General features: G+C 58.8%; 7 protein-coding genes, 1 tRNA gene and 4 pseudogenes. 9 read left to right on the plus strand and 3 right to left on the minus strand.

The features are described from left to right. The first annotated feature begins 162 nt into the window (after positions 1 to 162). From RHM58_RS05305 to RHM58_RS05315, 3 genes and pseudogenes are all read left to right on the plus strand, one after another. Complete coding sequence (locus RHM58_RS05305) at positions 163 to 1,434, plus strand: YeaH/YhbH family protein (protein WP_201198262.1); 1,272 nt, start codon at positions 163 to 165, stop codon at positions 1,432 to 1,434. Continuing rightward, a pseudogene (locus RHM58_RS05310) lies at positions 1,431 to 2,992 on the plus strand (SpoVR family protein). Before RHM58_RS05305 ends, RHM58_RS05310 begins: the two are co-directional and overlap by 4 nt. A 63-nt stretch (positions 2,993 to 3,055) precedes the next feature. Next, a complete protein-coding gene (locus tag RHM58_RS05315; RefSeq protein WP_322269810.1) occupies positions 3,056 to 4,285 on the plus strand; it encodes a multifunctional CCA addition/repair protein in 1,230 nt (409 codons plus the stop codon). 93 nt (positions 4,286 to 4,378) lie between these two features. Here the strand turns inward: RHM58_RS05315 and folK are convergent, their stop codons facing one another. Both folK and folB read right to left on the minus strand, forming a co-directional pair. Further along, positions 4,379 to 4,897, minus strand: a complete 519-nt coding sequence (gene folK, locus RHM58_RS05320; protein WP_201198265.1) for a 2-amino-4-hydroxy-6-hydroxymethyldihydropteridine diphosphokinase — start codon at positions 4,895 to 4,897, stop codon at positions 4,379 to 4,381. Beyond that, positions 4,888 to 5,244: a dihydroneopterin aldolase gene (gene folB, locus RHM58_RS05325; RefSeq protein ID WP_008051601.1), complete on the minus strand. Its 357-nt coding sequence runs from the start codon at positions 5,242 to 5,244 to the stop codon at positions 4,888 to 4,890. The genes folK and folB overlap by 10 nt, the downstream gene beginning before the upstream one ends. A 74-nt stretch (positions 5,245 to 5,318) precedes the next feature. Between folB and plsY the strand changes: the two genes are divergently transcribed. Further along, positions 5,319 to 5,888, plus strand: a complete 570-nt coding sequence (gene plsY / locus RHM58_RS05330) for a glycerol-3-phosphate 1-O-acyltransferase PlsY (protein WP_201198266.1) — start codon at positions 5,319 to 5,321, stop codon at positions 5,886 to 5,888. A gap of 23 nt (positions 5,889 to 5,911) precedes the next feature. Here plsY and tsaD read toward each other — a convergent pair. Next, positions 5,912 to 6,938 (minus strand): annotated as a pseudogene (tsaD, locus tag RHM58_RS05335) (tRNA (adenosine(37)-N6)-threonylcarbamoyltransferase complex transferase subunit TsaD). Positions 6,939 to 7,137: 199 nt separating this feature from the next. On the opposite strand from tsaD, the gene rpsU reads away from it, so the two are divergent. From rpsU to RHM58_RS05365, 5 genes and pseudogenes are all read left to right on the plus strand, one after another. After that, positions 7,138 to 7,353 (plus strand): 30S ribosomal protein S21, encoded by a 216-nt coding sequence (rpsU, locus tag RHM58_RS05340; RefSeq protein WP_002551877.1) that lies wholly within the window; start codon positions 7,138 to 7,140, stop codon positions 7,351 to 7,353. Positions 7,354 to 7,834: 481 nt separating this feature from the next. Then, a pseudogene (gene dnaG, locus RHM58_RS33930) lies at positions 7,835 to 9,813 on the plus strand (DNA primase). A gap of 67 nt (positions 9,814 to 9,880) precedes the next feature. Next, positions 9,881 to 11,731 (plus strand): RNA polymerase sigma factor RpoD, encoded by a 1,851-nt coding sequence (gene rpoD / locus RHM58_RS05355; protein WP_201198269.1) that lies wholly within the window; start codon positions 9,881 to 9,883, stop codon positions 11,729 to 11,731. Positions 11,732 to 11,853: 122 nt separating this feature from the next. Next, positions 11,854 to 15,599: pseudogene (locus RHM58_RS05360) on the plus strand (bifunctional diguanylate cyclase/phosphodiesterase). A 15-nt stretch (positions 15,600 to 15,614) separates the two neighbouring features. Next, a tRNA-Ile gene (locus tag RHM58_RS05365) sits at positions 15,615 to 15,691 on the plus strand. The last annotated feature ends 25 nt before the right edge of the window (positions 15,692 to 15,716 follow it).

The following is a 15,716-nucleotide window of genomic DNA, read 5'->3' on the forward strand; positions in this document are numbered from 1 at the left end:
GTGTGCGCATTTTCTGTTACACAGACCTCTGAAGGTGTTCGAAAGTCGCTAGCGAGGTTCAGGCAGCATCCAAAGCGCTTGGGGGAGCGTGAACATCCCTTGGCACCGGTCCGATGCTGCATAACCGCTCGCCCCTTTCAGGACAGCTTCTAAGGAGCAGTCATGAGCTATGTGATCGACCGACGTCTCAATGGCAAGAACAAGAGCACGGTGAACCGCCAGCGGTTCCTGCGGCGTTACCGTGATCACATCAAAAAGGCCGTCGAAGAGGCGGTCAGCCGGCGTTCCATTACCGATATGGAACATGGCGAACAGATCAGCATTCCCGGTCGCGACATCGACGAACCGGTGCTTCACCATGGTCGCGGTGGCAAGCAGACTGTCGTGCACCCCGGTAACAAGGAATTCACCAGCGGCGAGCACATTGCCCGACCACCTGGAGGTAGCGGTGGCAGAGGCCCCGGCAAGGCCGGCAATTCGGGTGAAGGGATGGATGAGTTCGTCTTCCAGATCACCCAGGAGGAGTTCCTCGAATTCATGTTCGAGGACCTCGAGCTGCCGAACCTGGTCAAGCGCAACCTGACCGGGACCGACACCTTCAAAACCGTTCGTGCGGGCATCAGCAACGAGGGTAATCCGTCGCGGATCAATATTATCCGCACTCTGCGCTCGGCCCATGCCCGGCGAATCGCCCTGTCCGGCAGCAGCCGGGCAAAATTGCGCGAAGCCAAAGAGGAGTTGCTGCGACTCAAACGGGAAGAACCGGACAACTTTGGCGACATCCAGGAAATCGAAGCCGAAATCGAGAAACTCAGCGCGCGCATTCACCGGGTGCCGTTCCTCGACACGTTCGACCTCAAGTACAACTTGCTCATCAAGCAGCCGAACCCCAGCTCTAAAGCGGTGATGTTCTGCCTGATGGACGTCTCCGGCTCGATGACCCAAGCGACCAAGGACATCGCCAAGCGCTTCTTCATCCTGCTGTACCTGTTTCTCAAGCGTAACTACGACAAGATCGACGTCGTGTTCATCCGCCACCACACCAGTGCGCGGGAAGTGGACGAAGAAGAGTTTTTCTATTCCCGGGAAACCGGCGGCACGATCGTCTCCAGCGCCCTGAAATTGATGCAGGAGATCATGGCCGAGCGTTATCCGAGCAACGAGTGGAACATCTATGCCGCCCAGGCTTCCGACGGCGACAACTGGAACGATGACTCACCGATCTGCCGCGACATCCTGATCAATCAGATCATGCCGTTTGTGCAGTACTACACTTATGTTGAGATAACCCCTCGCGAACACCAGGCCCTGTGGTTCGAGTACGAACGCATCGCCGAAGCCTTCTCTGACACGTTTGCCCAACAGCAACTGGTCTCGGCCGGGGATATCTATCCGGTCTTCCGTGAACTCTTCCAGCGCAGGTTAGTGACATGACCGCCAAAGAGCAGAAGCGCCACCCCATTTCCACCGGCTCCGAATGGACGTTCGAGCTGATCCAGGCGTACGACAAAGAAATCAGTCGTCTGGCGGCTCGCTATGCCCTGGATACCTACCCTAACCAGATCGAAGTGATCACCGCCGAGCAGATGATGGACGCCTACGCCTCCGTCGGCATGCCGCTGGGTTATCACCATTGGTCCTACGGCAAACACTTCCTCAGCACCGAGAAATCCTACAGCCGCGGCCAGATGGGGCTGGCCTACGAGATCGTGATCAACTCCGACCCGTGCATTGCCTACCTGATGGAAGAAAACACCATCTGCATGCAGGCACTGGTGGTGGCTCACGCCTGCTACGGCCATAACAGTTTCTTCAAGGGTAATTACCTGTTCCGCACCTGGACTGACGCCAGTTCGATCATCGATTACCTAGTGTTCGCCAAGCAGTACATCATGCAATGCGAGGAGCGCCATGGCATCGACGCGGTGGAAGACCTGCTCGATTCCTGCCACGCCTTGATGAACTACGGCGTTGACCGTTACAAACGTCCGTATCCGATTTCTGCCGAAGAAGAACGGCGTCGCCAGAAGGATCGTGAAGAGCATCTGCAGAAACAGATCAACGACTTGTGGCGCACCATTCCAAAAGGTGCCGACAAGTACAGCGACAAGGACAACGCACGCTTCCCCGCCGAACCCCAGGAAAACATCCTGTACTTCATCGAAAAGCACGCGCCGCTGCTGGAGCCCTGGCAACGGGAAATCGTGCGGATCGTGCGCAAGATCGCCCAGTATTTTTATCCACAGCGCCAGACCCAGGTGATGAACGAAGGCTGGGCGACTTTCTGGCACTACACCTTGATGAACGACCTTTACGACGAAGGCCTGGTCACCGACGGCTTCATGATGGAGTTCCTGACGTCCCATACCAGCGTGGTGATGCAACCCGGTTTTGACAGCCCCTATTACAGCGGCATCAACCCCTATGCGCTGGGTTTTGCCATGTACCGGGACATCCGGCGCATGTGTGAACACCCGACCGAAGAAGACTATCGCTGGTTCCCGGACATCGCCGGCACCGATTGGCTGTCGAGCATCAAGTTCGCCATGAGCAGCTTCAAGGATGAGAGTTTCATCCTGCAGTACCTGTCACCCCAGGTGATACGTGATCTGAAGCTGTTCAGCATTCTCGATGACGACCAGAAGGACGATCTGCTGGTCCCCGCCATTCACGATGAGCCCGGCTACCGGACCATTCGAGAAACCCTGGCGGCCCAATACAACCTGGGCAATCGCGAGCCCAATATCCAGATCTACAGCATCGACCGGCGCGGCGACCGCTCCCTGACCCTGCGCCACCAGCAACATGACCGCAAACCGCTGGGCGAGTCCACCGACGAAGTGCTCAGGCACCTGCATCGGCTCTGGGGCTTCGATATCCACCTGGAAACCCTGCAAGGCGACCAAGTGATGAAAGTCCTTCATGTTCCACCCAAAGGCGAGCACAGCGAGGGGAATACGGCCGGCTCGACCTGGCTGTCATTCATCTTTGATACGGTTTGTGCCTCCGCGAGTTCGACGCAACGGTTATTCTGTCGAGCTAACGGAGGTTTTTTATGCAGATTTATAAAGTCGGCGGTGCAGTTCGCGATCGCCTGCTCGGCAAGCCTGTCACCGATATCGACTGGGTCGTGGTAGGTGCCACCACCGAAGAAATGCTCGCCAAGGGCTTTCGCCCGGTAGGCGCGGACTTCCCGGTGTTCCTTCACCCAAAAACCGGTGAGGAATACGCCCTCGCCCGGACCGAACGCAAAAGCGGGCGCGGCTATGGTGGTTTCACCTTCCACGCCAGCCCCGAAGTCACCCTCGAAGAAGACCTGATTCGTCGCGACCTGACAATCAACGCCATGGCCGAAGATGATCAGCAAAACCTGACCGATCCTTACGATGGCCAACGGGATCTTGAAGCCCGTCTTCTTCGCCACGTTTCCCCCGCGTTTGCCGAAGATCCGCTCCGAGTCCTGCGCGTTGCCCGCTTCGCGGCTCGCTATGCTGCAATGGGTTTCAGCGTCGCACCGCAGACGCTTGAACTGATGCGCGAGCTCAGCGATTCAGGTGAGCTTGAAGCGCTGACCGCAGAACGCAGCTGGAAAGAAATCTCCCGCGCCTTGATGGAAGATCAGCCTCAGGTATTTATCGAAGTGCTGCGCGCGTGCGATGCACTGAAGGTGCTGATGCCGGAAGTCGACGCGCTGTTCGGCGTACCGCAACCGGAAGCCCATCACCCGGAAATCGATACAGGCGTGCACACCTTGAGCGTGCTGGAGCAATCGGCGCTGCACAAACAGCCACTGACAGTACGCTGGGCTTGCCTGCTGCATGATTTGGGCAAAGGACTGACGCCCGAGGCAGATTGGCCGCGGCATATTGCCCACGAGCACACGGGCCTGAAGTTGATCAAAGCGGTCAACGAGCGGTTTAAGGCACCAAGGGACTGTCAGGAATTGGCGTTGTTGGTGGGTCAGTATCACACCCACGGGCATCGAGCTTTGGAGCTCAAGCCGTCGACTTTGCTGGAGCTGCTGCAGAGTTTTGACGTGTACCGTCGTCCGCAACGATTTGAGGAGTTTATTGCAGCGTGCGAGATGGACGCCCGCGGGCGCAAAGGCCTGGAGCAGAGAAGTTATCCACAGGCGGATTATTTGCGCGGGGCGGCTTCAGCGGCACGGGGTGTCGCGGTGCAGCCGTTGCTGGAGAAGGGATTCAAGGGGCCGGAGTTGGGTGAGGCGATCAAGCGTGAGCGGCTCAAGGCGTTGAAAACCTACAAGGAAGCGGCGTCTACCTGAACAGCATCGCGAGCAAGCTCGCTCCCACATGGATCTCTGACGTTCACGCAATCCAGTGTGGGAGCGAGCTTGCTCGCGATGGCGTCCTCCGACTTACAACAAATCCGAAGGGGTCAACGGCTCGCCGCGCCACTCAAACGCCACCGGCGCCAACACCTGATCAATCTGCGCTTCGCCCCACAATGCCGCAAAGCTTTTGCCTACACCCGGATGCACTCTGTCCGGCGCTATCAGCGACAACGGCCACAGCACGAAGGCATTTTTCAGAATTTCTGCCCGAGGCAAGATCAAGCCATCGAAGTTACCCACCAGATCGCCGAACAACAACACGTCGATATCCAGCGGCAAACCCTTGCGATCCGGCGCGTAGCGACCGTTGTCCGCCTCGATGAATTTCAGTCGGCGATCCAGCTCCATCAACGGCAGGTCGGTGTACGCCGACACCACGAAGTTGAAGAACGGCCCGCTCTTGATCCCCACCGGTTGGCTTTCGAAGACCGCCGAACAGCGGATATCCACCAGAAAACCTGAAAGGGCTTCCAGGCCAGCCTGCAAATGGGTTTCGCGCTCGATATTGCTACCGAGCCCGAGGTACACCTGAGTCAGCGACATCCGCGCTCGATCTCCACGCCCACACCACCAGTGGCCGCCGGCACAGCGCCCGGCTTGGTCAGTTTGAGGCGCATCCAGGTGATCTTGAATTCGCTCATCAGCACTTCAACCAGACGCTCGGCGAAAGTCTCGACCAATTGGAACTGTGCCTGCTCGGCAAACGCCTGAATTCGCGACGAGACACTCGCGTAGTCGAGCGCCAGGGTCAGGTCGTCACCGGCCGCTGCCGGGCGGTTGTCCCAGGCGAAGCTCAGATCAAGTCGCAGGCATTGTCGGATGCCGCGCTCCCAGTCGTAGGCACCAATGACAGTGTCGACTTCCAGGCCCTCGATAAACACTCTGTCCAAGCACTTCTCTCCGCTGCACGACAAGGGCGCAATGCGCCGTTAGAATCAGGGCGTCCTCGCCCGGAATAGTTAGCATGTTTTGGTTATTGGCGACCTTCGCCTACCTGCTCGGCTCTCTGTCCTTCGCCATTTTGCTCAGCCGCCTGACCGGTAACCCCGATCCGCGAATGGGTGGCTCGGGCAATGCCGGAGCCACCAACATGTTGCGCCTGGCCGGCAAGAAACTCGCCGTTCTAACGTTACTCGGTGACCTGTGCAAAGGCTTGTTGCCTGTGCTGATCGCCGGCGTTGTCGGCCTTTCGCTGCAAGATCAAGCCTGGATCGGTGTTTGTGCCGTCATCGGCCACCTGTTCCCGCTGTACTTCCGCTTTCGCGGCGGCAAGGGTGTCGCCACCGCGGCCGGCATGTTGCTGGGCCTCTACCCGCCCGCAGCCCTGCTGGCAGTCTGTGCCTGGCTGCTGACGTTCTACCTGACCCGCACCAGCTCACTGGCGGCACTGATCGCCACACCGCTGACCCTGCCATTGCTCGCCTGGCAAGAGCCGGCGGCACTGCTGCCCATGAGCGCACTCACCGGCCTGATCGTCTGGCGCCATCGCGGCAATCTACGCGACCTGTTTGCCGGGCGCGAACGGCATTTTTAAATACCGGACGTGAACCCCGCTCATCACAACGCCGACAATTGCTCCATCGGCCAGCGCGCCTGCACGCTGATCGCCAGGCTTTCGCTGCTGACCGGCCTGCAAACGGCGGCAGCCGGCAAACGCAATCATCGCGCCGTTATCGGTGCAAAACTCGGGACGGGCGTAAAACACGTCGCCCTTCATGTCGCCGAGCATTTTTTCCAGTGAAGTACGCAGTGCCTTGTTGGCACTGACGCCCCCAGCGATCACCAGACGCTTCATGCCCGCCGCTTTCAGGGCCCGCTTGCACTTGATGGTCAAAGTCTCCACCACGGCTTGCTGGAACGCCAGCGAGATGTCGCAACGGGCTTGCTCGCCGTCGTCCCCGGCGCTGACGCATTGCTGCCAGGTGTTAAGGGCTGAGGTTTTCAAGCCGCTGAAGCTGAATGCCAGGCCCGGGCGATCACACATCGGACGCGGGAAAGTGAAACGTCCTGCAACCCCCTGTTCCGCCAGACGGGCGATTTCCGGGCCGCCCGGATAATTGAGACCCATCTTCTTCGCGGTCTTGTCGAACGCTTCACCGGCGGCATCGTCGAGGGTCTCGCCCAACAACGTGTATTGGCCGATTCCGTCGACCTGAACCAGCTGCGTATGACCACCCGACACCAACAAAGCGACGAACGGGAATTCGGGCGGTTGCGGCTCCAGCATCGGCGCCAGCAAATGACCTTCCATGTGGTGCACGCCCAAGGCCGGAATCCCCCAGGCAAAGGCCAGCGCCTGGGCGCAGGAAGCCCCCACCAACAGCGCACCGACCAGGCCAGGACCCGCGGTATAAGCGATCGCATCGATCTCGGTCGGCACGCAGTCGGCTTCGGCCAAGACCTGACGGATCAAGGGCAGCATGCGTTTGACGTGATCACGCGAGGCCAGCTCCGGCACCACACCGCCATAGGCGCGATGCAGGTCGATCTGGCTAAACAGCGCGTCGGCCAGCAGGCCGCGTTCACTGTCATATAATGCGACACCAGTTTCGTCGCAGGAGGTTTCTAATCCCAGTACTAGCATGGGTTTGCGCCTTGTTTAGGCTGAATTCGAAGGCGCGCATAATAGTCGCCATGGGATGCCCCGACTAGCGGTTTTCGATCAGAGGCTTTGCATTCCGGTCGATGAGGAGTTAACATCCGCAACCCTTAAAAACCGACGTCTTCAAGTGCTCTTTTGCCGCGAGGATGTTGACCCCGGTAATGAATGAAGGTAGCTCTGGATGCCAGCCGTCAAAGTAAAAGAGAACGAACCCTTCGACGTAGCTCTGCGTCGTTTCAAGCGCTCCTGCGAAAAAGCCGGTGTACTGGCTGAAGTTCGTAGCCGCGAATTCTACGAGAAGCCAACTTCTGAGCGTAAGCGTAAAGCAGCAGCCGCTGTTAAGCGTCACGCCAAGAAAGTACAGCGCGAACAGCGCCGCGCCGTTCGTCTGTACTAATACACAGACGTTCGTAGCAAGCTTCTGCCAAGCCCGGCCCTCAGCCGGGCTAATGGCATTTGCGGGAATCGCTTGATGCTTCACCGTCAAAGCCGCAGACGCGACCGAGACAAACCTGCTTCACAGCGTCAGACCTGGCTCTTTTGCCAGCGGTGCACGTCTTTTCTGACGAGCCTTTCAAGGCTACTGACGAGCACACCCACTGATTCCTCTTACGACGATCAGCCCAAGGCACCTGCTTGCGTGCCCGCTTATGAGCTATCCGAGGCCATCGACTGGCCGCAGCGGATTCAGCGCAACACTTTCATATAGTCGAATACTGATCGGTACTAACGTCAGTGGATTTTCGGCAGATACACTTCCCGACAGCGATTACGCAGACGACACTGGTCGAGCCGCATACCTTGCGCGCCTCAAGTAATGACCCGCGTTCGCCAGCCCTTCGTTTTGGGTCCATTTCAGCGCAGATGACGAGACCGCCATGGCCGGGCTAATTCCCCAGAGCTTCATTGACGACCTTCTGAACCGCACCGACATCGTCGATGTGGTGAGCTCGCGCCTGCAAATGAAAAAGGCCGGCAAGAACTACACCGCCTGCTGCCCGTTCCACAAAGAGAAAACCCCTCCTTCAGCGTCAGCCCCGACAAGCAGTTCTATTACTGCTTCGGCTGCGGCGCTGGCGGTAACGCCCTCGGCTTCATGATGGACCACGACAACCTGGACTTCATCCAGGCTGTCGAAGAACTGGCCAAAGCCGCCGGCATGGAAATACCCCGCGAAGAAAGCGGCCGACCGCACAAACCGCGGCAGCCGACTGACTCGCCGCTGTACCCGCTGCTCACCGCCGCCGCCGACTTTTACCGGCAAGCGCTGAAAAGCCATCCATCTCGCAAAGCCGCCGTGGATTATTTGAAGGGTCGCGGCCTGACCGGAGAAATAGCCCGGGACTTCGGCCTCGGCTTCGCCCCGCCCGGCTGGGACAATCTGTTCAAGCACTTGAGCAGCGACACCCTGCAACAGAAAGCCATGGTCGACGCCGGCCTGCTGATCGAGAACGCCGAAACCGGCAAACGCTATGACCGCTTCCGCGATCGCGTGATGTTCCCGATTCGTGACAGTCGCGGACGCATCATTGCGTTCGGCGGCCGAGTACTGGGTGACGACAAGCCGAAGTACCTGAACTCACCGGAAACCCCGGTATTCCATAAAGGCCAAGAGCTTTACGGCCTCTATGAAGCGCGCAAGAACAACCGCAATCTCGACGAAATCATCGTTGTCGAAGGCTACATGGACGTCATCGCTCTCGCCCAGCAAGGCTTGCGCAATGCCGTCGCGACTCTGGGCACCGCCACCAGCGAAGAGCACTTGAAGCGACTGTTTCGCGTCGTGCCTAACGTATTGTTCTGTTTCGACGGCGACCAGGCTGGCCGCAAAGCCGCCTGGCGAGCACTGGAAGCAGCGCTGCCGTGCCTGCAGGACGGGCGACGGGCACGCTTCCTGTTTCTGCCTGAAGGTGAAGACCCGGATACGCTGGTCCGCTCCGAGGGCACCGACGCTTTCCGCGCACGAATCAATCAACACGCCCAACCGCTGGCCGACTATTTCTTTCAGCAACTGACCGAGGAATCGGACCCGCGCTCGCTCGAAGGCAAGGCCCACATGGCCACCCTCGCTGCACCGCTGATCGAAAAAGTCCCGGGTGCCAACCTGCGCATCCTGATGCGTCAGCGACTGACCGAAATCACCGGCCTGACTGGCGAAGCCATGAGCCAGCTGGTGCACAGCGCCCCTCAGGAAGCGCCGCCAGCCTACGATCCAGGTATCGATTACGACGCCATGCCGGATTACAGCGACTACCATCAGCCGCAGGCACAAGAGATGTACGTGCCGCAGCAGGAATGGACACCGAAGAAACCCGGTGCCGGCGGCAAGAAGTGGGACAAGAAACCCTGGGACAAGAATGGCAAGCGTGGCGGCGATCGTGACCAACAAAGTGCCCCGCGCACCCCGATTGCCGTCGAAGCCCCAACACTGATTGCATTGCGCACGCTGATTCATCATCCGCAACTGGCCGGCAAGGTAGAAACCGCCAACCATTTCGCCAATGAAAGCAACACGTATGCACAGTTGCTGGTGGCCCTTATCGAGGCCTTGCAGAAAAATCCTAAGCTAAACTCTATCCAGCTAATGGCCCGCTGGCATGGCACCGATCAAGGGCGCCTGCTCAAAGCATTAGCGGAAAAGGAGTGGCTAATTGACGGCGATAACCTTGAACAACAGTTTTTAGACACCATTACTAGGTTATCAGCGGGTCAACACACAGATACTTTGGAAGCACTTATCAAAAAAGCAAGGCAGCCGGGATTGACCCCAGAGGAAGCAATTCAGATCGCAAATCAGATGCGCGACCTATTAAAACGCAATGTGGCTATATCAAACCCGACCTCAACTGGCGCGTGAGGTCATAGCTCAGGTATAATCCTCGGCTTGTTTTTTGCCCGCCAAGACCTTCAGTGGATAGGGTGTTATGTCCGGAAAAGCGCAACAGCAGTCTCGTATCAAAGAGTTGATCACACTTGGTCGTGAGCAGGGTTACCTGACTTACGCGGAGGTCAACGACCACCTGCCGGAGGATATTTCAGATCCGGAACAGGTGGAAGACATCATCCGCATGATCAATGACATGGGGATCAACGTATTCGAGGTTGCGCCAGATAAGGATTCCCTTATGCTGGCCGACGCCGATACCGACGAAGCCGCGGCCGAAGAGGCAGCAGCAGCGTTGGCAGCGGTCGAGACCGACATTGGTCGCACCACCGACCCAGTGCGCATGTACATGCGTGAAATGGGTACGGTAGAGCTCCTCACACGTGAAGGCGAAATTGAAATCGCCAAGCGTATTGAAGAGGGCATCCGCGAAGTGATGGGCGCAATTGCGCACTTCCCTGGCACGGTTGACCACATTCTGTCCGAATACACTCGCGTCACCACCGAAGGTGGCCGCCTGTCCGACGTCCTGAGCGGTTATATCGACCCGGACGACGGCATTGCGCCGCCTGCTGCAGAAGTGCCGCCGCCTGTCGATCCGAAAGCCGTGAAAGCGGATGACGATACCGACGACGACGAAGCTGAAGCCAGCACCGACGACGAAGAAGAAGCCGAAAGCGGTCCGGATCCGGTCATCGCAGCACAGCGTTTTGGCGCTGTCTCCGATCAGATGGAAATCACCCGCAAGGCGCTGAAGAAGCACGGTCGTGGCAACAAGGCGGCGATTGCCGAACTGGTGCTGCTGGCTGAGCTGTTCATGCCGATCAAACTGGTTCCGAAGCAATTCGAAGGCCTGGTCGAGCGTGTTCGCAGTGCCCTGGATCGTCTGCGTCAGCAAGAGCGCGCGATCATGCAGCTCTGCGTTCGTGATGCGCGCATGCCGCGTGCCGATTTCCTGCGCCAGTTCCCGGGCAACGAAGTCGACGAAAGCTGGTCGGACGCACTGGCCAAAGGCAAAGGCAAATACGCCGAAGCCATTGGTCGCCTGCAACCGGACATCCTTCGTTGCCAGCAAAAGCTGATCGCGCTGCAAACCGAGACCGGTTTGACGATTGCCGAGATCAAGGACATCAACCGTCGCATGTCGATCGGTGAGGCCAAGGCCCGCCGCGCGAAGAAAGAGATGGTTGAAGCGAACTTGCGTCTGGTGATCTCCATCGCCAAGAAGTACACCAACCGTGGCCTGCAATTCCTCGATCTGATCCAGGAAGGCAACATTGGCTTGATGAAAGCGGTAGACAAGTTTGAATACCGCCGCGGCTACAAATTCTCGACTTATGCCACCTGGTGGATCCGTCAGGCGATCACTCGCTCGATCGCCGACCAGGCCCGCACCATCCGTATTCCGGTGCACATGATCGAGACGATCAACAAGCTCAACCGTATTTCCCGGCAGATGTTGCAGGAAATGGGTCGCGAACCGACCCCGGAAGAGCTGGGCGAACGCATGGAAATGCCTGAGGACAAGATCCGCAAGGTATTGAAGATCGCTAAAGAGCCGATCTCCATGGAAACCCCGATCGGTGATGACGAAGACTCCCATTTGGGTGACTTCATCGAAGACTCGACCATGCAGTCGCCAATCGATGTTGCTACCGTTGAGAGCCTTAAAGAAGCGACTCGCGAAGTTCTCTCCGGCCTCACTGCCCGTGAAGCCAAGGTTCTGCGCATGCGCTTCGGTATCGACATGAATACCGACCACACCCTCGAGGAGGTTGGTAAGCAGTTCGACGTGACCCGTGAACGGATTCGTCAGATCGAAGCCAAGGCGCTGCGCAAGCTGCGCCACCCGACGAGAAGCGAGCATTTGCGCTCCTTCCTCGACGAGTGATCACAGAACCCCCGGCCCAGGCCGGGGGTTTTGCTTTATACAGATTAAATCCCCCGCACTGCCCCCCTGCCGAATTGCCCGTCTACACTCGAAACATTCCCCCGAGCCATAACGAGACCGTTATGCCCAGACTGCCGACCGTGCTTTTTTGCTGTCGCTGATGACCTGGACCGCAACGGCTGGCGCGCTGACTCTGACCGACGAAGAACGTAGCTGGCTGGCGGCTCACCCGGACTTGCGTCTGGGCGTAGACGCGTCTTGGCCACCGTTTGAGTTCCGTGATGAACAGAACCGTTATCAGGGCCTGGCAGCGGACTACATCAACGTGATCCGCCAACGCCTGGACATCAAGCTCACCCCCATCGAGCCAGTCAGTTGGACGGTGGTCCTGGAACAGGTCAAACAGGGCAATCTCGACTTGCTGCCGGGAATTATGTCGACACCCGAACGCCAGACTTACCTGGCGTTCACCCGGCCTTACCTGGACTTCCCGATTGTGATCCTCGCCCATGTCGGCGGCGCCCAACCGCGCAAAATCGAGGACCTGTATGGCCTGAAAATCGCCGTGGTGGAAAACTACGCGCCTCATGAGCTGCTGCGTACCCACCATCCGGACCTGAACCTGGTGCCGATGCCCAACGTCAGTTCGGCGTTGCAAGCGCTGGCGACCGATGAAGTGGACGCCGTGGTCGGCGATCTGGCCTCCAGTGTCTGGAGCCTGCGTCAGCTCAAGCTCGAAGGGCTCTATGTCAGCGGCGAGACACCCTATCGCTATCAATTGGCAATGGCGGTGCCGCCGAAGAACAAAATGCTCGTCGGCATTATCGATAAAGTCCTGGCGGACATGAGCCCGAGCGAAATCAGCGCCATCCAGGAGCATTGGGTCGGTAACGTGCTGGATCATCGGACCTTCTGGTCGGATCTGCTGGTGTACGGCCTGCCAGGTTTGCTGTTACTGATCATCGTGCTGGCGGTGGTCATCCGGATCAATCGTCGACTGAGCTCGGAAATCGCCCGACGGATCGACCTGGAACAGGAACTGCGCAGCAGCGAATACCACTATCGCGGGCTGGTGGAGAGTCTGTCGGCCATTGCCTGGGAAGCGCGGATCAGCGACTTCACCTACAGCTACGTATCGCCCCACGCTGAAGACTTGCTCGGCTATCCCCTGTCCCATTGGCTGATCCCCGGGTTCTGGCGCAACATCATCCACCCCGCGGACCTGACCCGCGCGCAAAACTTTTGCGATCACGAAGTGCTGGCCGGACGCGATCACAGCGTCGATTACCGGGTGATCACTGCCGATGGTCGTTGTCTGTGGGTGCGCGACATTGTCAGCTTGATCGAACACGGCCACGAACCGGTGCTGCGCGGGCTGATGATCGACATCAGCGAAGCCAAGCGCACCGAAGAGGCGCTGCGCCTCTCGGAACAGAAATTCGCCTCGGTGTTCGAGCAGTGCCCGGACATTCTAGTGATCGCTCGGCTTTCCGATGGTTGCCTGCTGGAGGTCAATGAGGCGTTCGAAGAACAGATCGGCCTTAAAGCCGTAGACGTCGTCGGCCAAACCGCCACCGAGCTGAACATCTGGGGCATTCCGGGCGTGGGGCCGGGACTGTTACAGCGGTTGCAGGCAGGCAGCATCCGCAACCTGGAGATGCCCTTTCGCCGCAACAATGGGCAGGTGTTCACCGGCCTGATTTCCGCCGAACCCTTCGATCTCGATACCACGCCTGCGCTGGTGGTGGTGGTGCGGGACATCAGTCAGCTCAAGGAAACCCAGCAACAGCTGCAAACTTCTGAAGAGAAGTTCTGCCAAAGCCTTCCATGCCTCCCCTGATGGCTTGCTGCTGTCCCGGCAGAGCGACGGCCTGCTGCTGGAGGTCAACGAAGGGTTCAGCCGTATTACCGGCTTCAACAGCGCGATGTCGTTGGATCGCTCGGCGCTGGACCTGGGCATTTGGGTCAATCTGAACGAACGCAAACAGATGCTCGACCTGCTGAACCGGGATGGCTTCGTCCGGGATTTCACCTGCCACATCCGCCGCAACGACGGGCAGATCCGCCTCTGCGAGGTGTCCAGCCGCCCGCTGCCGATCGGCGATGAAGACTGCATGCTGACCATCGCCCGGGACATCACCGAACGGCACCTGATGCAGGAAAAACTGCAACAGGCCGCCACCGTGTTCGAAAGCACTGCCGAAGGCGTACTGATCACCGACACCCAACAGCACATCAGTGCGGTCAACCGCGCGTTTACCGAAATCACCGGCTACAGCGAGAGCGAAGCACTGGGCCACACCCTCGCCTGCTCGCCTCGGGCCTGCATGACAGCGCATTCTATGCGGCGATGTGGCATCAATTGACCGATGAAGGACACTGGCAAGGCGAGATTTCCAACCGACGCAAGAATGGCGAGCTCTACCCGAGCTGGCTGACCATCAGCGCCGTGCGCAACCGCGACAAGTTCATCACCCACTTTGTCGCGGTGTTCGCTGACATCTCCAGCCTCAAGCACGCCCAGGCCAAACTCGATTACCAGGCCCACCACGATCCGCTCACCGGCCTGCCGAACCGCACGCTGTTCGAAAGCCGATTGCTGACGGCGCTCAACAACCAGCAGGAAAACGGCGGACAGGGCGCGGTGTTGTTCCTCGACCTGGACCGCTTCAAAGAGGTCAACGACAGCCTCGGTCACCCGGTCGGCGACCTGCTGCTCAAAGGCATCGCCGTGCGCCTCAAGGAACAGCTACGGGACATCGACACCGTGGCGCGCCTCGGCGGTGATGAGTTCATCATCCTGCTGCCCGGCCTGCAGCAAGCCAGCGACGCCGACCACATCGCCACCAAACTGCTCAACTGCTTCGCCGCGCCGTTCCAGGCCGGCGAGCATGAGTTCTTCATCAGCGCCAGCATCGGCACAAGCCTGTACCCCAAGGACGGTTGCGACGTCGCCACGCTGGTGAAGAACGCCGACGCGGCGATGTATCGCTCCAAGGCCAAGGGCCGCAACCGGGTCGAAAGCTACACCCGCGACCTCACCGCCCAGGCCAGCGAGCGGGTTGCGCTGGAGCACGAATTGCGTCGCGCCATCGAGCGCAATGAACTGCACCTCTACTACCAACCGAAGATCAGCCTCGACGACCATCGACTGGTCGGCGCCGAAGCGCTGATTCGCTGGCGTCACCCGACCTTTGGCGACGTGCCTCCGGAGCACTTCATTCCCCTGGCCGAAGAAAACGGCATGATCCTGCAGATCGGCGATTGGGTCCTCGAAACGGCATGCCGGCAGATGTTCGAATGGAATCAACTCTACGAAAGCCCTGGTCCGCTGTCGGTCAACCTCGCCGGCGCGCAACTGCGCCAGCCGAACCTGCTCGGACGCATCGAACAACTGCTCAAGGATAACCGCCTCAAACCCGGTTTTCTGCAACTGGAAATTACCGAAAACTTCATCATGAGCCAGGCCGAAGAAGCGTTGTCCGTGTTGCACCAACTCAAACGCCTGGGCGTCCAACTGGCGATCGACGACTTCGGCACCGGCTATTCCTCCCTGAGCTACCTCAAGCGCTTGCCGCTGGATATCCTCAAGATCGACCAGTCCTTCGTCCGCGGCCTGCCTGACGATCCGCACGATGCGGCGATTGTGCGAGCCATCATCGCGCTCGGCCGCAGCATGCAATTCACCATCATCGCCGAGGGCGTCGAAACCCAGGCACAACAAGAATTCCTCGCCCTGGAGGGCTGCGAACAGATTCAGGGCTACATCGTCAGCCTGCCATTACCACCGGAAGAATTCGCTGCAACGTTTCTTTGTATTACCGTATCGGATTTTTCGGATAGCACAGCCGAGAAACCGTCGCTATAATCCGCGGCCTACTGAGGGCCTATAGCTCAGTTGGTTAGAGCACACGGCTCATAATCCCTTGGTCGTAGGTTCGAGTCCTACTGGGCCCACCAAACAAAAAAGCCGCGTGAATACGCG

Source organism: Pseudomonas sp. 10S4 (genome assembly GCF_034344865.1).
Classification (GTDB): domain Bacteria; phylum Pseudomonadota; class Gammaproteobacteria; order Pseudomonadales; family Pseudomonadaceae; genus Aquipseudomonas.

Coding starts and splice junctions, on each gene's coding strand:
- RHM58_RS05305 (WP_201198262.1), top strand. CDS start 163: ATGAGCTATGTGATCGACCGACGTCTCAATGGCAAGAACAAGAGCACG.
- RHM58_RS05315 (WP_322269810.1), top strand. CDS start 3,056: ATGCAGATTTATAAAGTCGGCGGTGCAGTTCGCGATCGCCTGCTCGGC.
- folK (WP_201198265.1), bottom strand. CDS start 4,897: ATGTCGCTGACTCAGGTGTACCTCGGGCTCGGTAGCAATATCGAGCGC.
- plsY (WP_201198266.1), top strand. CDS start 5,319: ATGTTTTGGTTATTGGCGACCTTCGCCTACCTGCTCGGCTCTCTGTCC.
- rpsU (WP_002551877.1), top strand. CDS start 7,138: ATGCCAGCCGTCAAAGTAAAAGAGAACGAACCCTTCGACGTAGCTCTG.
- rpoD (WP_201198269.1), top strand. CDS start 9,881: ATGTCCGGAAAAGCGCAACAGCAGTCTCGTATCAAAGAGTTGATCACA.